The organism is Sphingopyxis macrogoltabida, from assembly GCF_001307295.1.
Lineage (GTDB): Bacteria > Pseudomonadota > Alphaproteobacteria > Sphingomonadales > Sphingomonadaceae > Sphingopyxis > Sphingopyxis macrogoltabida_B.
The window spans coordinates 3,277,009-3,300,596 of sequence record NZ_CP012700.1 but is presented as its reverse complement, the minus strand read 5'-3'; the positions used below and the strand labels follow the sequence as shown (position 1 = coordinate 3,300,596).

20 protein-coding genes are annotated in these 23,588 nt (G+C 64.4%); 10 read left to right on the top strand and 10 right to left on the bottom strand.

The features are described from left to right. Positions 1-74 precede the first annotated feature (74 nt). Entirely contained in the window at positions 75-572 is a 498-nt protein-coding gene (locus tag AN936_RS15325) for a hypothetical protein (protein WP_054588861.1), read from the bottom strand. Positions 573-604: 32 nt separating this feature from the next. Then, on the bottom strand, positions 605-1,762 hold the full coding sequence (locus tag AN936_RS15320) for a hypothetical protein (RefSeq protein ID WP_234715592.1): 1,158 nt from the start codon (positions 1,760-1,762) through the stop codon (positions 605-607). Here AN936_RS15320 and AN936_RS25545 point away from each other — a divergent pair. Further along, complete coding sequence (locus AN936_RS25545; RefSeq protein ID WP_234715591.1) at positions 1,745-2,206, top strand: hypothetical protein; 462 nt, start codon at positions 1,745-1,747, stop codon at positions 2,204-2,206. The two genes, AN936_RS15320 and AN936_RS25545, sit on opposite strands and share 18 nt — an antisense overlap. Here the strand turns inward: AN936_RS25545 and AN936_RS15315 are convergent. The 5 genes from AN936_RS15315 to purT all read right to left on the bottom strand — a co-directional run bounded on the left by AN936_RS15315 (position 2,194) and on the right by purT (position 9,142). Then, positions 2,194-3,891, bottom strand: a complete 1,698-nt coding sequence (locus AN936_RS15315; protein ID WP_054588859.1) for an Hsp70 family protein — start codon at positions 3,889-3,891, stop codon at positions 2,194-2,196. The genes AN936_RS25545 and AN936_RS15315 overlap by 13 nt on opposite strands. A 103-nt stretch (positions 3,892-3,994) precedes the next feature. After that, positions 3,995-6,805 carry a DNA polymerase I gene (gene polA, locus AN936_RS15310; protein ID WP_054588858.1) on the bottom strand — a complete coding sequence of 937 codons (2,811 nt, stop codon included), beginning with the start codon at positions 6,803-6,805 and terminating at the stop codon, positions 3,995-3,997. Positions 6,806-6,838: 33 nt separating this feature from the next. After that, positions 6,839-7,294, bottom strand: coding sequence for an AAC(3)-I family aminoglycoside N-acetyltransferase (locus AN936_RS15305; protein WP_054588857.1), 456 nt, complete (start codon positions 7,292-7,294; stop codon positions 6,839-6,841). After that, positions 7,291-7,944: a TVP38/TMEM64 family protein gene (locus AN936_RS15300; RefSeq protein ID WP_054588856.1), complete on the bottom strand. Its 654-nt coding sequence runs from the start codon at positions 7,942-7,944 to the stop codon at positions 7,291-7,293. The genes AN936_RS15305 and AN936_RS15300 overlap by 4 nt, the downstream gene beginning before the upstream one ends. 16 nt (positions 7,945-7,960) lie before the next feature. Next, the gene (gene purT, locus AN936_RS15295) at positions 7,961-9,142 is read right to left on the bottom strand and encodes a formate-dependent phosphoribosylglycinamide formyltransferase (RefSeq protein WP_054590329.1); all 1,182 of its coding nucleotides are present in this window, start codon (positions 9,140-9,142) and stop codon (positions 7,961-7,963) included. A 110-nt stretch (positions 9,143-9,252) separates the two neighbouring features. On the opposite strand from purT, the gene AN936_RS15290 reads away from it, so the two are divergent. Then, positions 9,253-9,729, top strand: coding sequence for a methylated-DNA--[protein]-cysteine S-methyltransferase (locus AN936_RS15290; protein ID WP_054588855.1), 477 nt, complete (start codon positions 9,253-9,255; stop codon positions 9,727-9,729). A 15-nt stretch (positions 9,730-9,744) separates the two neighbouring features. Here the strand turns inward: AN936_RS15290 and AN936_RS15285 are convergent, their stop codons facing one another. Then, on the bottom strand, positions 9,745-10,182 hold the full coding sequence (locus tag AN936_RS15285; protein ID WP_054588854.1) for an Lrp/AsnC family transcriptional regulator: 438 nt from the start codon (positions 10,180-10,182) through the stop codon (positions 9,745-9,747). A 142-nt stretch (positions 10,183-10,324) separates the two neighbouring features. Here AN936_RS15285 and AN936_RS15280 point away from each other — a divergent pair, with 142 nt between their 5' ends. Both AN936_RS15280 and rocF read left to right on the top strand, forming a co-directional pair. Then, a complete protein-coding gene (locus tag AN936_RS15280) occupies positions 10,325-11,371 on the top strand; it encodes an ornithine cyclodeaminase (RefSeq protein ID WP_054588853.1) in 1,047 nt (348 codons plus the stop codon). 36 nt (positions 11,372-11,407) lie between these two features. Beyond that, a complete protein-coding gene (rocF, locus tag AN936_RS15275) occupies positions 11,408-12,346 on the top strand; it encodes an arginase (protein WP_054588852.1) in 939 nt (312 codons plus the stop codon). A 12-nt stretch (positions 12,347-12,358) separates the two neighbouring features. Here the strand turns inward: rocF and AN936_RS15270 are convergent, their stop codons facing one another. After that, a complete protein-coding gene (locus AN936_RS15270; protein WP_054588851.1) occupies positions 12,359-13,231 on the bottom strand; it encodes a helix-turn-helix domain-containing protein in 873 nt (290 codons plus the stop codon). Positions 13,232-13,423: 192 nt separating this feature from the next. Here AN936_RS15270 and cysD point away from each other — a divergent pair, with 192 nt between their 5' ends. The 6 genes from cysD (at position 13,424) to AN936_RS15240 (ending at position 21,837) form a co-directional block, all read left to right on the top strand. Continuing rightward, complete coding sequence (gene cysD / locus AN936_RS15265; protein WP_084758425.1) at positions 13,424-14,338, top strand: sulfate adenylyltransferase subunit CysD; 915 nt, start codon at positions 13,424-13,426, stop codon at positions 14,336-14,338. Then, a complete protein-coding gene (gene cysN, locus AN936_RS15260) occupies positions 14,338-16,266 on the top strand; it encodes a sulfate adenylyltransferase subunit CysN (RefSeq protein ID WP_054587794.1) in 1,929 nt (642 codons plus the stop codon). Before cysD ends, cysN begins: the two co-directional genes overlap by 1 nt. Continuing rightward, positions 16,263-17,024 carry a 3'(2'),5'-bisphosphate nucleotidase CysQ gene (locus AN936_RS15255; protein WP_054588849.1) on the top strand — a complete coding sequence of 254 codons (762 nt, stop codon included), beginning with the start codon at positions 16,263-16,265 and terminating at the stop codon, positions 17,022-17,024. The genes cysN and AN936_RS15255 overlap by 4 nt, the downstream gene beginning before the upstream one ends. Beyond that, positions 17,021-18,199 (top strand): sulfotransferase family protein, encoded by a 1,179-nt coding sequence (locus AN936_RS15250; protein ID WP_054588848.1) that lies wholly within the window; start codon positions 17,021-17,023, stop codon positions 18,197-18,199. Before AN936_RS15255 ends, AN936_RS15250 begins: the two co-directional genes overlap by 4 nt. Further along, positions 18,192-19,376 carry a hypothetical protein gene (locus tag AN936_RS15245; RefSeq protein WP_054588847.1) on the top strand — a complete coding sequence of 395 codons (1,185 nt, stop codon included), beginning with the start codon at positions 18,192-18,194 and terminating at the stop codon, positions 19,374-19,376. The genes AN936_RS15250 and AN936_RS15245 overlap by 8 nt, the downstream gene beginning before the upstream one ends. 70 nt (positions 19,377-19,446) lie before the next feature. After that, positions 19,447-21,837, top strand: a complete 2,391-nt coding sequence (locus tag AN936_RS15240; RefSeq protein WP_054588846.1) for a TonB-dependent receptor — start codon at positions 19,447-19,449, stop codon at positions 21,835-21,837. A 70-nt stretch (positions 21,838-21,907) separates the two neighbouring features. Here AN936_RS15240 and AN936_RS15235 read toward each other — a convergent pair whose 3' ends face one another. Beyond that, positions 21,908-23,515: a GMC family oxidoreductase gene (locus AN936_RS15235; protein WP_054588845.1), complete on the bottom strand. Its 1,608-nt coding sequence runs from the start codon at positions 23,513-23,515 to the stop codon at positions 21,908-21,910. Positions 23,516-23,588 lie beyond the last annotated feature (73 nt).

Genomic DNA, 23,588 nt, shown 5'->3' with positions numbered 1-23,588 from the left:
GCGGAAGATAGTGCTGGAGCCGGCCAAGGGGACGGGAGGCCTCCCAAACGCGTCCAACGTCGGCCGCCAGCCGCCTATTCGCGCCAGGGTCCGATTTCGCCGACCTCGCCGATCGTGCGGAAGCGGACGGTATCGTCGACCCAAGCGACCTCCCACATCGGCGCCGGACGCGCCCATTCGCCGATCACGAACAGCGGAATCCGGTTCGCCCCGACAAAGGCAAGATCGTCGTCGGTCGGACCGGGGACGATGGTTGTCGACCGCTGGTGCAGGCGGATGATCGCGAGCGTGCCTTTCGGAGGTGCAGGCAACGACTGGCGCGAGGGCAGGCCGAAACTACCGGCAATATCGGGAAAACCCTTGTCGTCGCGCACGAGGAGCAGCACCTTGTCGGCGGTCGCGACCGGGCCGCCGACCGGGTGCCCGACGACCTTGCGCCCCGCGATGGCGGCGAATTGGCGGACGTCGGTGTCGGCTATGGACGGCGTTGCGTCATTTGGCGCTGTGACTGGCGGCAATGCATCTTGCGCGGCAGCGGTTGAAATGACGGCGACCGCAAGCAGGGCGGACATGAGGGCACGCAAGCAAATGGCTCCGATCGATGTTACAAGACAGCGGGCAATATCTGGCTCGCTTCTTTGGCAGGAATTTCGGTCAGCAACTCGTAGAAACTGCCCATCGTGCGGCAGACATCGGCTTCGGGTGCCATGCTTGAGCTCAAAACCTTACGCACCCTGGCTTCCGGTACCCCCGAGCGCTTAATCAACCTTCCGATCAATTCACCCGGAATGCTAGCGTTTTTGTGAACGAGGGCCCATTCTCGATCGTCATACTGATCGTGTACAACCGAGAACATCCGATACTGATAGTCCGGCGCGATGTAGGCAGTGCTGTTCCCCTGCCGGAGGTAGGTTCGCGGATTGCGGATGAAATCCGCACAACCCCGTGGATTGTCCTTCATCTTCTTGATCATCGCCGCACGGAATCTCGCATCAGCGACTTGCAATTCATAGGGAAGCTTATCGATGATCAGATAATAGGTCTCGGTAATCTCTCGCATCATGATGCGGTTGCGGGCTTCATCGAGCGTGTCGAATTCGGCGGCGACGCGCTGAAGCGTGGCATAGGTTTTCGGGCTTTCGACGCGCAGAGTTTCCACCGATCGTCCGTCCGCGCTTGCATATGGAAAGGTGCCGATAAATTCGGCGATATGCTTGTCGGTGTTTGCGGCCGACAGCGCCGCGACGGCGGCCGGATTATGATCGATCTGCGATGAGTCACTTCCTGCGAGGCGGCCGATTGCCGAAAGGGCCAGAAAGGCGATAATAGCCCAGGTCCAGGCGCCCGGCCCCTTGACCCCACCACCTTCGACCTTCTTTTCCCAGCGCGCGACAAGCGCGGGCTGCCAATGCTCCTGCTCCAGCCACGGATAGTCGCGGCGTACCGTTGCGATCAGGTTCGCCATTCGCGGCTTGTCGATCGCGCGAAACCAGAGCAGGCCGTCGGGCTTCCCCCGCGCCAGTTCGGCCCATTCGCGATGATAGGCGTGGCCGGGCGTTTCGATTTCGCGGACCAGGCTGTGGCCCTCATGCGCGTTGAACAGCCAGGGGATCGCCGGATGGATGCCGAGTTCGTGCGCGCGCGCGGTCCAATGGAAATATTCCGCCACCTTGGGGAACAGGTCGGCGCCGCGCGGAAAACGTTCGGCGAGCAGTTGGGCGAGCCATGCTTCGATGCGGGCGTAATGGCCGAGATCGGCCATGCGTTCGTCGGCGAACAGCGCGTCGACATGCTGTTCCAGCTCCTCGGTTTCAGCTGCCGTCAGCGCGTTTTCGCCAACGAAAAGATCGACGACGCGCTGGAATCGCCGATCGTCTTGATCATTATATTCGACGGTGAAGACCGGTCTTTCCTGAGGTGCGCCGCCAGCCGCCGGTTCCTCGCTTCGCACCTGCTCGCGGTCGTCGGGCAACGGCGTGCCGAGTCCGAAATCATCATCTTCTTCGCTCGCCGTTTCGGGATGGAGAAACTGCCCCGACAATGCGGCATCGCGCGCGTCGCGCAACGCCATATAGGCCTCGGTCTCGGCATCATGGTCGAGCGTCTTGAGCAGACGCGAATAGGCTTCGCGGATCGTCTTGCGGTCGTCCGTGGCGGCAATCTCCAGGATCGTCCACGGCCAGTGGGCGGCGGTCACAGCCGGTAATCCCGTTCCAGCTCTTCGAGCGCCGCGGCCAGCGATCCGCGCGCCGTCTCGATCTCACGTGGATCCTGGGTTTCGAGCACGCCTTCGAATTGGAGCAGCATGCGTCCGATATGTTCGCGCCGCTCGTCGATGAACTCTTCGTAGAGGCGAGCCGCCCAGCCGACAACATATTGGTTTTCGGCAACATCGCGCGGGTGGGTTTTGAGCGCCGCAAGTTGCTCGCGCCGGGTCTTCAGTTGCTCGGGAGTCAAAGCCTCGCCATCGTCCGCGATCAGCATCGAGCGCGTCTCGCCGGTTTCGGGGATGGTGACATCGACATCCAGCAGGCCCGAGCTGTCGTAGGTGAAGCGGCAATCGATCGAAACCTGTCCGGCAGGCTTTTTCGGGATGGGGAATTCCATCGTCCCAAGCTGGATATTGTTCGCGACCTCGCGCGATTCGCCTTGGTAGATATTGAGCCTGATGTGACTTTGATTATCGGACATCGACGCATAATTGTTTGTGCGGCTGATCGGTGTCGGGCTGTTGCGGCTGATGATAGGCGAGAAAAGGCCGCCACGCAGCCGGCCGTGGCTGTCATATTCGGTCACCTCGACGCCCAGCGTAAACGGGCAGATGTCGGTGAGCCGGACCTCATCGAGCGCCGCGTTGCGTTCGACGAGCCCGGCCTGGATCGCCGCGCCGATCGCAACGGCGTGATCGGGATGAACAATATGGTTCGGAAAACGGCCGAACATCTTGGTGATTGCCTTGCGGATAATCGGCATCCGCGTTGCGCCGCCGACGAGGACGATGTCGCTCAGCGCTTCGATACGGAGATTGCTGTCGCGGAGCGAGCGCAGGATCGGATCGCGCAGACGGGTCAGCAGGGGTTCGGCCAGCCTTTCGAATTGCTCGGCCGTGATCGTTAGTTCGAACTGCCGATCGCCGAGCGTCAAGGCGAGCTTCGCTTCGGCTTGGTCGGTCAGCATCCGCCGGGCGGTGTCGGCGACCTGAAACAGCCGCGCTTCGAGCAGGTTGCGCCGTATGTCGGACGGAAATTCGTGCATCTCCATCCAATGCGTAACGATCGCGTTGGTGAAATCGTCGCCGCCGAGCCGGTTGTCGCCCGATGAGGCGCGCACCTCGACGATCGCATCGAACATTTCGACAATCGATACGTCGAACGTCCCGCCGCCAAGGTCGAACACGAGAAAAGGCTCGCGGTCTTGCTTATCGGCGATGCCGAAGGCGAGCGCCGCAGCGGTCGGCTCGTTGAGCAGACGCGCGACCTTGAGGCCGGCCAACTCGCCGGCGCGGCGCGTCGCCTTGCGCTGCTTGTCGTTAAAGTAGGCGGGAACGGTGATGACCGCCTCCGTCACCTCTTCGCCGGTCGCGGCCTCGATATCCTCCTTCAGGCTGCGGAGGACGATCGCCGACATGTCCTCGGCCTTGAACGAATGGCGGCCGATCTTGATCGTACGGTTGGTGCCGATGAAGCGTTTGAAGCTGGTGACAGCCTCTGCAGGCTTCAATACCCAGTGATTCAGGGCAGGCTTGCCGACCAGCGTCGTTCCGTCCGCCAGGACAGCGACTGCCGAGGGGGTCAGGAGATCGCCCAGCGCGTTAGGGATCAGTCGTGTCTCGCCATTGTCGAAAATTGCGGCTGCGCTGTTGGTCGTACCCAAATCGATCCCGACGATCATCCTGCCCCCAAACGAACCCCTGAAACGGCGACCCTGAAGATCGCGCCCCTCACGCGACGTGCCTCAACTCGTTTCGAGGATCAACGCAAAGTTGATCCGCGAATCAATGTGCCTCGCCCCAGCTCTTGCCGATGCCGATCTCGACCTCGAGCGGCACCGAGAGAGTGAGCGCCGGCTCGGCGGCGGCCATCATGACGGCGCGGATGACGTCGCCCGCCGCGGCGGCCTTGTCCTCGGGCGCCTCGAAGACCAGTTCGTCGTGGACCTGCAGCAGCATTTTGACATCGTCCAGCCCGGCGGCTTCGAGCGCCTTCGGCATGCGCGCCATCGCGCGCTTGATCAGGTCGGCGCTGGTGCCCTGGATCGGGGCGTTGATCGCGGCGCGTTCGCTGCCCGCGCGTTCGTTCTGGCTCGCCGCCTTGATGCGCGGGAACCAGGTTTTCCGCCCGAACAGGGTCTCGGTATAGCCCTTGGCGCGCGCGCTATCGAGCGTGTCGGTGATATAATCGCTGATGCCGGGGAAACGCTCGAAATAGCGTGCGATCAGTGCCTGCGCCTCGTCGGGCGTGACTTCGAGCCGGCCCGCGAGGCCCCAGCGCGAGATACCGTAGAGGATCGAGAAATTAACCGTCTTCGCCTTGCCGCGCGTGTCGCGGTTGACCTCGCCGAACAGTTCGATCGCGGTCGCGGCGTGAATGTCCTGCCCCTGCGCAAAGGCTTCCTTGAGCTCGGGAACGTCGGCCATATGCGCGGCGAGACGCAGTTCGATTTGGCTATAGTCGGCGGCGATCAGCACATGCCCCGGCGCCGCGATGAAGGCGTCGCGGATCTGGCGCCCGGTCTCGGTCCGGATCGGGATATTCTGCAGATTCGGGTCGGTCGACGACAGCCGGCCGGTCTGGGCGCCGACGAGGCTGTAGTTGGTGTGCACGCGGCCGGTCTTCGGGTTGATCTGTTGCTGCAGCGCGTCGGTGTAGGTGGATTTCAGCTTCGCGAGCTGGCGCCACTCCAATATCTTGCGCGCGATCGGCACGCCGTCGCGTTCGAGACGTTCCAGTTCGTTCTGGTCGGTCGACCAGTCGCCCGACTTGCCCTTGCGCCCGCCCTTCAGGCCAAGCTTGTCGAAAAGGATTTCGCCGAGCTGCTTGGGGCTGCCGATCGCGAAAGGCTGGCCTGCGAGTTCGTGGATTTCGCCCTCGATACGCAGCATCTCGTTGGCGAACTCGCCCGACAGCTTCGCGAGATAATCGCGGTTCACCATGATGCCGGCGCGCTCCATCGTCTCGACGACGGCGGCGAGCGGGCGGTCGACCATCTCATAGACGCGCGTGCCGCCGTCGAGCGGCAGGCGGAGCTTGAGCAGCTTCCACAGGCGCCAGGCGACCTCGGCGTCTTCCGCCGCATATTCGGTCGCGCGGTCGAGTTGCACTTCGGCGAAACTGATCTGCGACTTGCCGGTGCCGCAGACATCCTTGAACGACAGGCAGACATGATCGAGGTGGAGCTTCGACAGCTCGTCGAGGCCATGGCCGTGCTTGCCCGCGTCGAGCGCGAAGCTCATCACCAGCGTATCGTCATAGGGTGCGATGGCGATGCCGTGCTGCGCGAGCACGCCGATGTCATATTTGAGATTGTGCCCGACCTTGAGCACCGCCTCGTCGGCAAACAGCGCGTGGAGCCGTCCGAGCGCATCGGCCATCGGCACCTGCTCGGGCTTTTCGGCGAACATGTCGGTGCCTCCATGGCCGAGCGGGATATAGCAGGCCTTGCCGGGGCCGGTCGACAGGCTGACCCCGACGAGGGTGCCGGTAACGCTGTCGAGCGTCGCGGTCTCGGTATCGACCGCGACGACATGCGCGGCGCGGGCCGCTTCGATCCAGCGGTCGAGCGCCTCGATCGTCGTCACCGTCTCGTACAGCGAACGGTCGATGGGCGGCATCGGCGGGAGCGTCGGTGTCGAGGGCGCGTCCGGGGCGGCAGCGGGGGTGCTGGCCGCTCGCGGCAGTGTCGGCGGCCCGCCCGGCGTCGCGCCGAGGTCGAGCTTCGCCGAAAGCGAGCGAAAGCCATGCTCGTCGAGGAAGGCCTTGAGCGGCAGCGGCGGGATCGCGCCGAGCTTCAGGTCGTCGAGCGCGTCGGGCAGGTCGCAGTCGCGCTTCAGGTCGACGAGGATGCGCGACAGTTCGGCCATGGCGCGATGCTCGATCAGATTGTCGCGGAGCTTGCTGGCTTTCATCGTCGCGGCACCGTCGAGCGCGGCGGTCAGATTGCCATATTCCTGGATCAGCTTGGTCGCGGTCTTGGGCCCGACTCCGCGTACGCCGGGGACATTGTCGACGCTATCGCCCATCAGCGCGAGGACGTCACCGACCAGATCGGGAGTAACGCCGAACTTCTCGTTCACCGCCTCGAGCCCGAGGCGGACATTCTTCATCGTGTCGAGCATATCGACGTGCGGCCCCTCGGCGGGCTCGCGGATCAGCTGCATCAGATCCTTGTCGGACGAAACGATCGTGACGTCCCAGCCCTCGCGCACGGCCGCCTCGGCATAGCTGGCGATCAGATCGTCGGCCTCGAACCCCTCCATCTCGATGCACGGCAACGAGAAGGCGCGTGTGGCGTCGCGGATCAGCGGGAATTGCGGGCGCAGGTCTTCGGGCGGTTCGGGCCGGTTCGCTTTATACTGGTCGTAGATTTCGTTGCGGAATGACTGGCTCGAATGATCGAGAATGACCGCAAGATGGGTCGGCCCGTCGGCGTCGTGCAGGTCTTTCGCCAGCTTCCAGAGCATGGTCGTGTAGCCGTAAACCGCGCCGACGGGCACGCCCTTCGGGTTCGTCAGCGGCGGCAGGCGGTGATAGGCGCGGAAGATGTAGCTGGAGCCATCGACCAGATAGAGATGATTCTTCTCGGACATGGCGGGCGGTGTAGCGCGGCCCAGAGGCGCGGGCTAGGGGCGCGGTCGGGGCGGCAGATCGAAATGCATCACATCCTCGCGCGCGCCGAGCTTCGTATAGAGCGCGACCGCAGGCGGATCGGCATAGTCGGCCTGTACGAATAACGCCCAGGCGCCAGTTTCGGCAGCGATATGCTGAAGCTCGGCGATCAGGGCCGTGGCAATACCGCGACGCCGATGACGCGCGTCGACCGCGAGGTCGTAGAGATAGATTTCGCTGCGTGCCTGTTCGAGCTTGGGCAACTCATAAGCGGTAAGGCCGCCGACGGTGTAGCCGTCGGCTTCGGCGATCAGAACTATAATACCTTCCTTGCCGAGCTGACGGGCAAGCCACGCGTCGTCGGGCCGGTCGCGGCGATAGGTTTCGGGATCCTCGAACGCGTCGGCGTAGAGCGCGTTAAGGTCGCGGAGAGCTTCGATATCTTGCCGACCGAGGCGACGGATCATCATCGCGCGCGCCAGCGTTCGACACCCTGCCAGCTCAGCCAGAAGAGCAGCGGCAGGCCGACAGCGCCGAGCATCAGCAGTTCGCCGGACGCCTGGCCGATCGCCGCCGCTCCGATCGCGGCGAAGAGCATCGCGACGCCGAGATTGGCGAGTGCCATGACGAGGGCGAAGCGCGCGAAAGACATTCCCGCGATCCCGGCGGCGACGGACATGACCTCCGCGAGTACCGGAACCGGGCGCGAGAGGATCAGCGCGACCGGGCCGGCGCGCTCGGCGAGCCGGTGCGCCTTTTCGATATCGTCTGCGCCAAGCAGGCGCTTGGCCAGCGGCCGTGCCGCCCAGCGGCCGAAGGCGTAGCCGGCAAGGCTGGCGCCCATTAACCCGGTCCAGATCACGAGCGTGCCGACCGGAAAGCCGAACGCCGCGCCGGCGAGCGTGTTGGTCACGCCATTGGGAACGGGGAGGAACAGGTCGAGCGTCAGCGCCGCGACGATGAATGCCGCGGCCGCCAGCGGCTGTTCTTCGGCAGCCGCGAGGATGGCGTTGCTCGCCGCCATGAACTGGTCGCGAAAGACCAGCGGCAGGCCAACGACAATCGCCAGCAAGGCGGCGATAACGACCCAGCGGGTCAGCAGGGCGGGGCGCTTGGCCATGCCCCTGCTTAACCGATCAATCGCGATAGTCGATGGCGAGCTTCGCCGCGGCGGCGACGGCCGCAGCGCGTGCGTCGTCGGTGGTGCCGCCAGCGACTTTGGCGAGCGTCACGCCCATGCGCCGGTACGGCCGGGTTACCGGCTTGCCGAAGATACGGGCATCGACCGAGGTCGCGGCGTCGGGCGCCGCCAGTGCTTCCTCCAGCCCGGTGATCGCGAAATCTGCCGCTTCGCGATCGGCGAGCAGGACGGCGCTGGCGCTCGCGTCGGGTACCGCGATGGCGGGGATGGGCAGGCCGAGGATCGCGCGCGCATGGAGGTCGAATTCCGACAGTTCCTGCGAAATCAGGGTTACCATGCCCGTATCGTGCGGGCGCGGTGACAGTTCGGAGAAGATCACCGCGTCGCCCTTCACGAAGAATTCGACCCCGAAAATCCCGTTTCCGCCGAGCGCATCGACGACCTTCGTCGCCATATCCTGCGCCGACTGCAGCGCCGCCGCGGACATCGCCGCCGGCTGCCAGCTTTCGCGATAGTCGCCGCGTTCCTGCCGATGGCCGATCGGCGGGCAGAAGCTGACGCCATCCTTGTGACGCACCGTGAGCAGGGTGATCTCATAATCGAAATCGATGAAGGCCTCGGCAATCACGCGCAGGCGGTCGCCGCGCATGCCCGCGGCAGCATAGTCCCATGCGGCGTCGATGCCGGCGGCGTCCTTGACCGTGCTTTGCCCCTTGCCCGACGACGACATCACCGGCTTGACGACGAGCGGGAAACCCACCCGCGTCGCCGCCGCAGCGAGTTCGTCGCGGCTCGTCGCATATTCGAAGGTCGAGGTGGTGAGGCCGAGCTCGCTCGCCGCAAGATCGCGGATCGCATCGCGGTTCATCGTCAGCTCTGCGGCGCGCGCCGACGGGACGATATGAAAGCCCTCGGCCTCCAGTTCGGCGAGCACTTCCGTGCGGATCGCCTCGACCTCGGGCACGACATGATCGGGGAGGTGCTTTTCGATCGTGGCGCGCAGCGCATCGCCGTCGAGCATCGAGAAGACCTCGAACCCGTCGGCGACCTGCATCGCCGGCGCGCCGGCATAGCTGTCGCAGACGACGACATGGCAGCCGAGCCGCTTGGCCGAGATCACGAATTCGCGCCCGAGTTCGCCCGAGCCGAGCAGCAGGATTTTGGCGGTGGGAGTCATGGCAATCTTTCCGTCGATGTTGGGCGCAAGATTCGGGACGCGCCGCTGTCTCGCGCTTGCCATATGAAGTTCATCGACAAAGCGCGACAGCGAATGACAGGATCGAAGCCGTGACTTACTATTTCAAAACCATCTGGTCCCCGGTCGGCGAATTGACGCTGGTCGCCAATGTCGAAGGCCTTGCCGCGATCCTGTGGGAAAACGACCGGCCGGGGCGCGTCCGGCTCGGCCCGCTGACCGAGGATGACAAACATCCGGTGCTGATCGAAACCGAGCGGCAGCTCGGCGAATATTTTGCCGGCGAGCGCCGCGAATTCGACGTGCCGCTGTTCTTTGCGGGAAGCGATTTCCAGAAGCGCGTCTGGCAGGCGCTGCTCGCCATCCCGTTCGGCGAGACGCGCAGCTATGGCGAGATCGCGCATCAGCTCGGCAATGCCGGTGCTTCGCGCGCGGTCGGCGCCGCCAATGGCCGCAATCCCATTTCGATCATCGCGCCGTGCCACCGCGTCGTCGGATCGACCGGCAAGCTGACCGGCTTTGCCGGCGGGCTGGAGGCGAAGGCGTTCCTGCTCGCACTCGAACAATAGGGCGCCGTCGCGCGACTATATCGTGCTGAGAAACAGGCTGGTTTCGCTGTTCTCGACGCCGTCGATCATGCGCACCTCGCGCAACACGCGGTCGAAGTCCGAAAGGCTTCCCGCGTTGATATCGGCGATGAGATCCCAATTGCCGTTCGTCGTGTGCAGCGTTCGGATTTCGGAAATGCCGCGCAGTTTCTGGATGACCTGGGTGGTCGATCGCCCGCTGACCTCGATCAGCATGACCGCGCGAATGTCGAGATCGTCATAATCCTCGCGCACGCGCACCGTGAAGCCCAGCAACGCTCCGGTGTCGAGCAAGCGGTCCAACCGGTTCTGCACGGTCGCCCGGGCGACCCCGAGCGCCCCGGCCAGTTTCGATAGCGAAGCACGGCCATCGACGCGCAGATGCGCGATGATGCGGCGGTCGAGATCGTCGGGGATGAATTTTGCGATGGCCATCAGGATTCCCGGATTTTGGCAAATTGTATGGTGGAGCTATTCAAATTTACCAGATCCGATAAATTTTCAAGTAGAGATGACGATTTAGACAGGCAGGATGCCGCTTTAGGCTGGGCAAGTTCTCGATTTCAAAGGATGTGCCATGCCCACCGCGCCTTCGCCGCTTGCTTATATCCCGTTCGTCAGCGTCGAAAACATGATGCGCTTCGTCCATCATTTCGGCATCGAAAAAATCCTCGTCGAACTCACCGACGCGATCGAGGCCGACTATCGGCGGTGGGATCTTTTCGAGAAAATTCCCCGCCTCGCCTCGCATTCGCGCGACGGCGTGATCGAACTGATGCCGACTTCCGACGGCGAAGCTTTCAGCTTCAAATATGTGAACGGCCATCCGAGCAACACCGCCAAGGGGTTTCAGACCGTCGCCGCCTTCGGGCTGCTCGCACGCGTCGACACCGGCTATCCGCTCATGCTGACCGAAATGACCTTGCTGACGGCGCTGCGCACCGCCGCAACCTCGGCGATGGTGGCGCGCCACCTCGCGCCGGGTAACGCAAAGGTCATGGCGATGATCGGCAATGGCGCGCAGGCCGAGTTTCAGGCACTGGCGATGAAGGCAGTCGTCGGGATCGAGGAGGTCCGGCTTTACGACATCGATGCGAGCGCCACCGCCAAGGCCAACCGCAATCTGGGCGATAGCGGCCTGCGGGTCGTATCCTGCACCAGCGCGCAGGACGCGATCGAAGGCGCGCAGATCATCACTACCTGCACCGCCGACAAGGCCTATGCGACGATCCTGACGGACAATATGGTTGGATCGGGCGTCCACATCAATGCGATCGGCGGCGATTGCCCGGGCAAGACCGAATTGCACAAGGACATCTTGTCGCGCGCCGTCACCTTCGTCGAATTCGAACCGCAAACGCGGATCGAGGGCGAGATCCAGCACATGGATGCGAGCTATCCGGTGACCGAATTCTGGCAGGTCCTGAGCGGCGATGCCGAGGGCCGGCGCGACGCCCGGCAAATCACGCTTTTCGACAGCGTCGGCTTTGCTACCGAGGATTTCTCGGCGCTCCGCTACATCTACTCGAAATTGCAGGGCACCGATTTTTTCCAGCAGATCGACATCCTCGCCGACCCCGACGATCCGCGCGACCTGTTCGGCATGCTCCAGCGCGCCGCCTAGCGCGCTCGACAATTTATCAGGAACGGGGACGAGAGAATGGAACGGCGAAGGATCAGCCTGATCGGGGCTCCGGTCGAATTGGGCGCGGGACTTCCCGGCTGCGCGATGGGGCCGGGGGCAATGCGGATTTCGGGACTGGCGCCGGCGCTCGCGGCGCTCGGGCACGAAGTGGTCGACGATGGCGACGCCATGGCGGCGGCGGTGTCCGGGGTCGGCTTCGGCGGCAATGCGCGCCACGCGCCCAATATCGCCGGGTGGACGCGCTCGCTCGGGGAGGTCGCGTACCGGACCTTGCGCGAGGGACGCCTGCCGATCTTCATGGGCGGCGATCATGCGCTTGCCATGGGTACCGTTTCGGGCGCGGCGCGCCATGCGCGCGACGTCGGGCGCCCGCTGTGCGTGATCTGGCTCGACGCGCACGCCGACTTCAATACGCCGATGACGTCGGAGTCGGGCAATATGCACGGGATGCCCGTCGCCTATTATTGCGGCGAACCGGGCTTCGACGGCATTCTCGGCGACGATCGCGCCACCGTCGATCCCGCCAATGTCTTCATGCTCGGTATCCGGTCGGTCGACGACCGCGAGCGCCAGTTGATCGCGGAGCGCGGCGTGCAGGTCTTCGACATGCGGGCGATCGACGAATTCGGCATTGCGGCGATCGTCCGCCGTATCCTGGCACAGGTCGGGAAAATCGGCGCCATGCTGCACGTCAGCCTTGACGTCGACTTCCTCGACCCCGCCATCGCGCCCGGCGTCGGCACGACGGTGAGCGGCGGCGCCAGTCTTCGCGAGGCGCATCTGGTCATGGAGATGCTCTGCGAATCCGGGCTGACCACGTCGATGGATCTCGCCGAACTCAACCCCTATCTCGATGAGCGCGGCAAGAGCGCCCGCCTGCTCACCGACCTCACCGCCAGCCTGTTCGGGCGCAAGGTTCTAGACAAGGTTGCGACCCTGGCGACCATCCCCTGAGCTGGCCGGCGGCTAGTTGCTGCGCTGGCGAAGACTCGCAGGTGAAAAGCCGAAGCGGCTCTTGAAAGCGTTCGAAAGATGGGCCTGATCGGCAAAGCCGCACCGGTGGGCGATGTCGACCAGCGGCGTGCCGCGGCGCGCGAGGTCCATCGCCGTCGACAGGCGGATGTCGTGCAGGAAGCCATGCGGGGTGAGGCCGACCTCGCGCTTGAACTCGCGCGCGAAGTGGGCGCAGGAATAGCCGAGCCGGTCGGCCATGTCCTGCACCCCGATCTTCTGCTCCAGATTGCGCTCGATCCAGGCGCGCAGGTCGGCGACCATATAGGGCGCGATGCCGCCGCGCGCCGAAGCGGTGGATGAAGCCGGCGCGCGCTGGTGCAGCGCGAGGATGAAGCTGTCGATCAGCGACTGGGCGAGCGCCCGGTCGCCGCTGGTGTCGCGCCGCTCGTAGCAGAGCTGTTCGATCAGCGCCTGGAACAACAAGGTCAGCATCTGGTCGTGATCCGACCAGCCCAAGGTGTCATCGGGCCCCCGCCTTGTCGCCAGCGCCGGATGGTCGATGATCGCAAATGCCCAGCGGGTCCACAGATCGTGCCGGATATTGAGCGGCGTTCCCGCCGGGTGGATGAACAGTTGATGCGAGGGCAGCGCGGTCGGAACCCACCGGCCATTTTCATGGATTTCGACTGCGATCGGCTGGCCGGTGATTTGCATACCGATCAGATGACCCTGCAGCATCAGCGAGCGGACGTCGCAGCCGCGATTGTGACCCACCTCGAGATGCAGCCCGCGCCAGCCCTTCTGCGCCGAACAGCGTTCGACGACCAGATCCGACTGGTGCCGCGCATAAATGGCGCGATCGCTTTTAAAGAAGCTTCCCAGCATCCTCACCTCCCGTGAGGCCGCGCTTTACCGCGCGGTCCCCGATCCAGCCATCGCGCCATTCCTTCAGCGCGAAGATATCTAGTCAGTCGATTAATTAGCAGGATTCTACAAAATAGCAGGATTCGTCAAGAGCCGAACGCGGAGCCTGCCTAAGAACCGGCTATGAGACCGGCGAACTTCCATTCCCCACGCATGCCTGCGGCCCCGAAAATGCACAACCATCTCGACCGTCTTGAGGCGGAGAGCATTCACATTATGCGCGAGGTGCTGGCGGATGCGGCCAAGCCCGTGATGCTTTACAGTGTTGGCAAGGACAGTGCGGTGATGCTGCATCTGGCGCGCAAGGCCTTTTATCCTTCGCCGCCGCCGTTTCCGCTACTGCACGTCGACACGACGTGGAAGTTCCAGGCGATGTACGCGCTGCGCGACCGCATGGCGGCGGAGAGCGGCATGGAGCTCATTGTCTACCAGAACCCCGAGGCGAAGGCGCGGGGGATCAACCCGTTCGACCATGGCCCGCTGCACACCGACATGTGGAAGACCGAGGGGCTGAAGCAGGCGCTCGACCTCCATGGCTTCGACGTCGCTTTCGGCGGCGCGCGGCGCGACGAGGAAAAGAGCCGCGCGAAAGAACGCATCTTCTCCTTCCGCACCGCAAGCCACGGCTGGGATCCGAAGAAGCAGCGGCCCGAACTGTGGAACCTCTACAACGCCCGGAAGGCGAAGGGGGAGAGTATCCGGGTGTTCCCGATCTCGAACTGGACCGAGCTCGACATCTGGCAATATATCGCGCGCGAGAATATCCCGATCGTACCGCTCTACTTCGCCGCCCCGCGCCCGACGGTGGAGCGTGACGGCCTGTTGCTGATGGTCGACGACGATCGCTTCCCGCTGAAAGAAGGCGAGGTGCCGGTTCAGCGCTCGGTGCGCTTCCGCACGCTCGGCTGTTATCCGCTGACCGGCGCGGTCGAAAGCGAAGCGACGACGCTCAGCGAAGTCATCCAGGAAATGCTCCTCACCACCACCAGCGAGCGGCAGGGCCGCATCATCGACAAGGACGGCGGCGACGCCAGCATGGAGAAGAAGAAGCAGGAGGGGTACTTCTGATGCCGGCTCCCTCCGACACCCCCGTCTATGTCACCGACGCGCTGATCGCCGAGGATATCGACGCCTATCTCGAACAGCATCAGCAAAAGTCGCTGCTGCGCTTCATCACCTGCGGCTCGGTCGACGACGGCAAATCGACGCTGATCGGGCGCCTGCTCTATGACTCGAAGATGATCTTCGAGGACCAGCTGGCGGCCTTGGAGGCGGACTCGAAGCGCGTCGGCACGCAGGGGCAGGAGATCGACTTCGCGCTGCTCGTCGACGGCCTCGCCGCCGAGCGCGAGCAGGGGATCACGATCGACGTCGCCTATCGCTTTTTCACGACGGAAAAGCGCAAGTTCATCGTCGCCGACACCCCGGGGCACGAACAGTACACGCGCAACATGGTCACCGGCGCCTCGACCGCCGACCTCGCCGTCATCCTGATCGATGCGCGCAAGGGCGTGCTCACCCAGACGCGGCGCCACAGCTTCCTCGCGCATCTGATCGGCATCAAGCATATCGTGCTCGCGGTGAACAAGATGGACCTTGTCGATTACGACAAGACGGTGTTCGAGCGCATCCTGCTCAGCTACCGCGCCTTTGCGAGCGAGATCGGCATCACGAACTTCACCGCCATCCCGATCTCGGGGTTCAAGGGCGACAATATCACCGCGCTGTCGGACAACATGCCCTGGTACAAGGGCCCGGCGCTGATCGAGCATCTGGAAGGCGTCGAGGTCGGCAGCGCCGCCGACGAGGCGAAGCCCTTCCGCATGGCGGTGCAGTGGGTCAACCGGCCCAACCTCGACTTCCGCGGCTTCTCGGGCCAGCTTGCGAGCGGCAAGGTCAGGCCGGGCGACGCGGTGCGTATTCTGCCGAGCGGCAAGACGACGGCGGTTGCCCGCATTGTCACCCTCGATGGCGACCTCGACGAGGCCGTCGCGGGCCAGTCGGTGACGCTGACGCTGGCCGACGAGGTCGACTGCTCGCGCGGCGACGTCATCGCGGCGGCCGACAATCCGCCCGAGGCGGCCGACCAGTTCGAGGCGACTTTGGTGTGGATGGCCGACGAGGCGATGATCCCGGGGCGCGCCTATTGGCTGAAGCTGGCGACGCAGAGCGTGTCGGCGACGGTGCAGGCACCGAAGTACGAGATCAACGTCAACACGCTCGACCATCTCGCGGCGAAGACGCTCGACCTCAACGGCATCGGGGTTGTCGAGCTGTCGACCGACAAGCCGATCACCTTCGAGGCCTATGGCGACAATCGCACAAGCCCAAACAAGGTGTTGGGCGGGTTCATCCTGATCGACAAGCTGACCAATGCGACGGTCGCGGCGGGCATGCTGCACTTCAGCCTGCGCCGCGCGCAGAATGTCCACTGGCAGGCGACCGACATCGACCGCGACATGCGCGCGGGCCTCAAGAACCAGCGTCCCGCGCTACTATGGTTCACCGGCCTCTCGGGCTCGGGCAAGTCGACGATCGCCAACCTCGTCGAGAAGAAGCTGCACCGGATGAACCGGCACAGCTTCCTGCTCGACGGCGACAATGTCCGCCACGGGCTGAACCGCGATCTCGGCTTCACCGAGGCCGACCGGATCGAGAATATCCGCCGCGTCGGCGAGGTCGCGAAGCTGATGACCGACGCAGGGCTGATCGTCATCACCGCCTTCATCTCGCCGTTCAAGGCCGAGCGCGAGATGGTCCGCGCGATGCTGCCCGAGGGCGAGTTCATCGAAATCTTCGTCGACACCCCGCTCGCCGAAGCCGAACACCGCGACGTCAAGGGCCTCTACAAAAAGGCCCGCGCCGGACAGCTCAAGAACTTCACCGGCATCGACAGCCCCTATGAGGCACCCGAAAACCCCGAAATCCGCATCGATACAACCAACATGACACCCGATGAGGCCGCCGACATCATCGTCGACAGGCTGCTGGGATGAGCGCCGCGCTCGACGACGCCGCGCTGGCCGCGCATCTCGCCGAGACCGCGGGGCGCATCCTGCTCACCGTGCGGGAGTCCGGCCTCTTCGCCGGCAAGGCGCTCGGCAGGGCCGGCGATCAGGTCGCGAACCAGTTCCTGATCCATGCGCTCCGCGAACAGCGCCCCGATGATGGCATCCTGTCGGAGGAGAGCAAGGACACCCCTGATCGCCTTACCAAAAGCCGCGTCTGGATCGTCGACCCGCTCGATGGCACCCGTGAATATGGCGAGGGCCGCAGCGATTGGGCCGTCCATGTCGCACTCGCGATCGACGGCGAACCGGTCATCGGTGCGGTCGCCTTGCCCGGCCTCGATGTAACGCTGACGTCAGGGGCTCCCGTCGCGCTCCAGCCCGCTAATACGCCGCCGAAAATGCTGGTCAGCCGCACGCGCCCTGCTGCCGAAGCGCTGGCCGTTGCCGAAAGCTTCGGTGCCGAACTCGTGCCGATGGGCTCGGCGGGGGCCAAGGCGATGGCGGTGGTGCGCGGCGAGGCCGATATCTATCTCCACACCGGCGGTCAATATGAGTGGGACAGTGCCGCGCCCGCGGCGGTGGCGCTCGCGCACGGCCTCCACGCCTCGCGCATCGACGGTGCGCCGCTCGTCTACAACCAGCAAGACGTCGCGATGCCCGACCTGCTGATCTGCCGCAAGGAGATGGCGGACAGCCTCATCGCGGCGTGCCGCAATCCAGACACCAAGGGGAGAGACGAATGACCGGTTTTGATACGGCGGACGGCGCGCGCGCGTTGGCGGAAGCGCGTGCAACAAGCGGTATCGACCGCCGCGAGCCCGAGGAGTTCGTCGCCGCGCTCGATGCCTTCTATCATTTCGCGCGCCGGGGCACCCCGGACGAAGCCGGCTTCGCGCAGCTCGACGCGATGGCACAGCGCCTCCTCGTCAACCGGCTGCGCTTCGCCGACGATCTCGCGCGCCACCCCGAGATCCTCGACGAGAATGTTGCCGACCCGATCGTCGTCATTGGTTTCCCGCGCAGCGGCACCACCGTGCTGCAGCGCATGATGTCGGCCGACCCCGCGATGCAGTCGCTCAAATTCTGGCGCCTGCTCAACCCTGCTCCCTTCCCGGGCGAGGCGCCGCACGAACCCGGCGGGCGACTGGTTTTCGCCGAAGCTGTCGCCGATGCGATCCGCATCGGCAATCCCGCACTCCACGCCGCGCACCCCGCGGTCGCCGACGATGCCGACGAGGACTGGAACCTCCACCATCTGAGCTTCCAGCATGTCGGCCATATCTACACCGGCGTGCCCGACGCCGATTATCTCGAATATCTGCGCACCCTGCCGCGCCGTCCGAGCTATGCCTATGTCGCCGACCTGCTGCGCTATCTGCAATGGCAGGACGGCGGGCGCCGCGGCCGCAAATGGATTCTGAAAAGCCCGGTTCATGTCGGCCATCTCGAGGAGATGCTGGCCTTTCACCCCGGCGCGACCTTCGTCTATCCGCGCCGCGATTTTCGCACCGTCGTCGCCTCCTTCTGCAACGCGCTCGAGGCCGCGCAGCAGCCGTATCTGACGCGCCAGCCCGCCGCGATCGGGCGCATCGCGCTCGAATATTGGGTGCCCGAAATGCACCGCTTCCAGCAGGCGCGCGCCCGGCTGGGCAACCGGCTCAAGATGATCGAGGTCGATTATCGCGATATGCTCGCCGACCCGATCCGACATATCCGCAGCTTCTACGAACAGGCCGGCCTCGCCTTGTCCGATACGGGCGAGACCGCGATCCGGACGTGGATCGCCGACAATCCCGCCGGCAAGCACGGCATAAACCAATATTCGCTCGAACGGTACGAACTGACCGAGGCGATGGTCGACGATGCCTTCGGCTTCCTCGACGCCAACCCGAGCACGGAGACCCAGCTACATGTCTGATATTGCAAGCGGCTATGCCCAGTTCATCGATGCGGCCCGCGAGGTCGAAGCGATCATTCGCGCCCATCCCGGCACCACCAACGCCGATCTGGCGGAGGGGTATCAGTATCTCGCCGGCATGTGGATTTTCCACGTCGAGCGCGCGTTCAAAAGTTACGATCTCGACCGCCCTGCTTTCGTGCGCGACATGGACAATGTCCGCACCTGGGGGCTGCCGACCCCCGATCATCATTATTACAGCGCCCAGATCGACGGCGGCGGCGTCTATCGCGTGCTGGGGCATCGCGGCAACACCGTCGACTATTGCTTCGAGCTGGTGTCGGGCCTCGCGGGCGACGACGGCGTGGTCGGCGACCGCATCGGCGCGCTCGAATCGAGCCGGCTCGAGATCGAGGCCGACGGGCGTTTCGAGCTGTGGATCGGCGGCCCCGAACGCCCCGGCAACTGGATGAAGAGCGACGATCGCGCGCGCTGCCTGTTCGTGCGCCAGACGGTGAACGACTGGCTGACCGAACAGCCGACCCCGATGCTGATCGAGCGCATGGACCAGCCGGTGCCGGTATCTCGCCGCCCCACACTCGCCGATGTGCAGCAACTCTATGCCGTCGCCGCGCGCAACATGGTCGACCAGGTGAAATTCCTCGACGATTTCGCCCGCAACTGGACCAAGGTACTGCCGCTCAACGATTATCCCGCGCCGACCGTCGGCCCGGCCGATGCCGGCTATTTCCCGGGGCAGTTCAACACCAAGGGCCGCTGGGAAGTCCCTGCGGGACAAGCGCTGGTCATCACGATCGATCCCTGCGACGCCAAATATCAGAGCCTCGCGCTCGCGCATCCGCGCTGGTTCAACAGCTTCATCCCGCGTTCGGTGCAGTCGAGCATCACCGGTGCCCAGTCGCGCGTGTCGAGCGATGGGCGCTTTCGCTATGTGCTCGCGGGCGAGGATCCGGGGGTGTGGAACTGGCTCGACACGACGGGCGTGGAATCGGGCTTCATCTTCATGCGCTTCCAGCAACTCGCCTCGGGCGTGCCGCCGAAGAAGCCGCTGACCAAGCTCGTGCCGCTCGCCGCGGTGAAGGACGAATTTCCCGCCGACGAACCGCGTGTCACGCCCGAGGAGCGTCTTGCGACCGCGCGCCTCCGCCGCCTCGCCGCCGACCGCCGCTATTTTTGAAGGACCGCCGGGCACAGCGTCCGGACCGTAGAATGTCGATTTATAACAGACAGATATGGGGAGAGAGAAGATGATTGTTTCACACAAAATCTTATATGGTTCGACCGCGATGCTGATCGCGATGGCCGCGGTGCCCGCCGCGGCGCAGACCGACGCGGCGGCGCCCGCCGCCGAGGAGAATGACGGCGGCGACGGCGTTATCGTCGTCACCGCGCAGCGGCGCGAAGAAGCGCTGCAAGACGTGCCGATCGCGGTCTCGGCGTTCCAGGGCGAGCAGCTTCAGTCGACCGGGATCGATGGCCTGCGCCAATTGTCGCAGATGGCGCCCTCGCTGGTGGTGCCCGAGGGCGGCAGCCAGTCGGTGCCCTATATCCGCGGTGTCGGCAGCCGCAACATCACCCCGGGCAATGAGTCCAGCGCGGCGGTCTATATCGACGGCGTCTATCAGACCGACAAGACGGGGATATTGCTTCAGACCTTTCCCGAGGTCGAATCGATCCAGGTGCTGCGCGGGCCGCAGGGGACTTTGTTCGGGCGCAACGCGACCTCGGGCGCGATCCTGATCTCGACGAAAAAGCCGAGCCAGGACTTCGGCGGCATGGTCGAAGGGACCTTCGGCACCGATGATCGCGGCGCGCGCGCCTATATCACCACCGGGCTCGGCGAAAATCTGGCGTTCAGCGTCAGCGGCTTCTATCGCTACGAGACGCCCTATATCACCAACCGCAACCCGTCGAACGGCATCGGCAAGGGTACTGGCGAGGAGGAAACCTATGGTTTCCGGGCCAATTTGCTCTTTGAAAGCGGCGATTTCTCGGCACAGCTACAGGGCAATTACATCAATGGCTATACCACCCCGATCATGGCGATGCAGCCCGCGCCGGGATCGTCCCTCTCGGTCGGCGAGGCGGTATCGGGGGTCGATATCCGCAATCCGAAGCGCGCCTATTATGGTGAGGTGCCGCCCGAGGTGCGTTACGATAGCTGGGGCATGTCGCTCCACCTCGACTATGATCTCGGCGACGTCGCGATCAGCTCGACCAGCGCCTATACGCGCAGCGGTTCGGGGGTTCAGCTCGACCTCGACCTGTCGCCCGCCCCGGTCTTCTGGTTCGACACCGACCTCAAGGGCCGCACCTGGCAACAGGAATTGCTTGTGTCGTCGAAAGGCAGCTCGCCCTTCCAGTGGCTGCTCGGCGGTTTCTATATCAATTATCGCGACGGCTATACGCAACTCGACCAATATGTCGGCCTGCCGGTCCCGACCAAACTCCAGCCGCATGCCATCCCGCAGCGGCTGCTCGAACTGTCGGCGCTCGGCCTCGGGCCGACGTCGGGGCTCGCCTATATCGACCTCAGCACTTTCGTGAGAATCGAATCGGTCGGCCTGTTCGGCGAGGCGTCCTATGAGTTCGGGCAGGGGACGAAGATCACCGCCGGACTGCGTTACACCGACGAGACCGCGACGCTCGACGAGGATAATGGCAAGGTCACCTATGTCCCCGACGGCACCGGCGGGGTCATCGCGATCCCGCAGACGATCGGCGACGTCTGCACTGCCGATCCGCTGTGCGACGGGCTGAGCACCGGCTTCTCGGAACTGACCTATCGCCTCGTGCTCGACCATAAATTCTCGGACGATTTCCTCGTTTATGCGAGCTACAACCGCGGCTTCAAGAGCGGGGTCTACAATATCTCCTCGCTGTCGGCGCGCGCGACCGAGCCCGAGACGATCGATGCTTTCGAGGTCGGACTGAAGTCGCAATTGTTCGACCGCAAGCTGACCCTCAATCTCGCGGGCTATTATTATAAATATGACAATCTGCAGGTGCCGGTCGTCGACCCGGCGACCAACACGCAGATTTCGATCAACGCGGCGAAGGCGACGATTTCGGGGCTGGAAGCTGAAATGTCGTTCCGGCCCGATGACCGGCTGACGCTGAACACCAGCTTCTCGACCTATTTCAAATCGGAATATGACAGCTTCCCGAATTGCGAAATCTATCGCCCTGCGGGGGTCGGCCTGGCGCTGGCGACCAACGCCGATTGTTCGGGCGAGGATCTGCCCGTCACGCCGAATATCATGGCCAGCGTGTCAGCGAACTACAAGCTGCCGCTGGGCGCCGCGGGCGAGCTCGAACTGGCGGGGCTGCTCAGCTATACCGACAAGTTCGACCATGCGACGCACGGTTTCTATCCCGCGGGGGTCGATGCCGGCGGCAACCCCTATCCGGCGGGAGAGGGCAGGGCGCCGGTCCAGAAAGCGCTGACGACGCTCAACCTCTCGGCGACCTTCCGGCCGCTGAAGGATAATTTCTACGTCACCGTCTGGGGCCGCGACCTCCTCAACCAGGGCGACCGCGTATTCCGCAACATGCAGACGACGACATTCGGCTATTCGACGGCGCTCGGCCGCGGGATCACCGGGGGCGTCACGATCGGCTTCAAATTCGGTTCGTGACGGCGTGACGAGGCGGCGGGGCGGCGATGAGGCGGTAAGGGCATCGCCGGCCGTCCCGCCGCCTTAGTCGTCAGGCCGCAGGCGCATCGCGCAGGATGATGTCGGCGCCGCGCCAGGCCATCGCCATCGTCGGGCCGTTGGTGTTGCCCGACGGGATCACCGGCATGATCGAGGTATCGATAATGCGCAGGCCCGCGACGCCGCGGACGCGGAGGGCCGGATCCACGACCGAAGCCTCGTCCTTGCCCATCCGGCAACTGCCCACGGCATGATAACCGCAGGTGCCGAACCGGTCATAGGCATCGAGAATTTCGGCGTCGGTCGCAAAGGCGGGACCGGGCAGCGTTTCCTCGGCGATCATGCTGGCCAGCGGTTCCTGCCGTGCATATTCGCGCATCACGCGCACGGCGCCGGTCATCGCGGCGCGATCCTCCTCGGTGTCGCGGTAATTGGGTCTGAAGCTGGCCGCGGCGTCTGGATCGCGCGTCGCGATATGGATGCTGCCGCGCGAGGTCGGACGCAGCGGATAGATCACCGCATTGATCCCGGGATGCTTTTCGAGCGCGGTGCGCTGCTTTTCCATGTCGAAGCTGAACGGCGCGATCAGCATCTGGACGTCGGGGCGGTTGAGCCCCGGACGCGATTTGAACCAGCCGCCGATTTCATAGGCGGCGGCCGACATCGGCCCGTCGCCGGTGAGATAATATTTGAGCGTGGCGAGCAGCAGGCGCCAGCCGCCGAAGACGCGGTTCTGCGACAGCGCCGCTTTCGTCAGCTTCCACTGCATGATGATCCCGCGATGCTCGATCAGCCCTTCGCCGACCTCGGGGCTATGGTGGACGAGCGGGATGTCGAGCGCGGCGAGGCGGCTCGCATCGCCCACGCCCGAGCGTTCGAGGATCGCCGGGCTCGCCATCGCGCCGCCGGAGAGGATGACCTCATGCTGCGCATCGATCCGCTCGCGCACGCCGTTGTGGACGACTTCGACCCCGACCGCGCGAGTGCCGTCGAAGATCACGCGGTCGACGGTGCGTTCGGTCAGGACGGTAAGGTTGGGGCGCTTTTCGGCGGGGCGCAGAAAGGCTTGCGCGGCGCTCTGCCGCTTGCCTTTCCAGATCGTCCGCGGCGCATAGCCGATCGCGACCTGATCGTCGGGCGCGTTGATGTCGGTCTTTTTCGCCCAGCCCATTGCTTCGCCCGCCGCGACCTGTGCGTCGCTGACCGGCAGGCGCTGCGTCGGCATCGAAATCTTCATCGGCCCCGCATCGCCGCGCGTCTCGGCGGCGCCCAGCTCGTGATTTTCGAAGGCGCGATAGGCGGCGCCGATACGCGCCCAGCTCCAGTCGTCACTCGATTTCTCCGCGATCGCGTCGAAATCGGCAGGCTGGCCGCGGACATACATCATGCCGTTGACCGACGACGATCCGCCGAGCACGCGTCCGCGCACCCACGCCTCGGACTGGCCCGCGGTCGACGCCTCCGGCTCGCTCATATGCACCCACAGATGCTTCGGATCCTGCATCACCTTGGCGAGCCCCTTGGGCATCGAGATGAAGGGATGGCGGTCGCGCGGCCCCGCTTCGATTAGCGCGATCTTCAGATGCGGATTCTCGGACAGGCGGTAAGCGAGGACGCAGCCGGCGGCGCCGGCGCCGCAGATAATATAGTCGAAACTCATGCCGCAATCCCCTCGATTTGGCCGTTTTTACGGCACTCTCATCCTCATCATAAAAAACTATTGTCATTAGGTA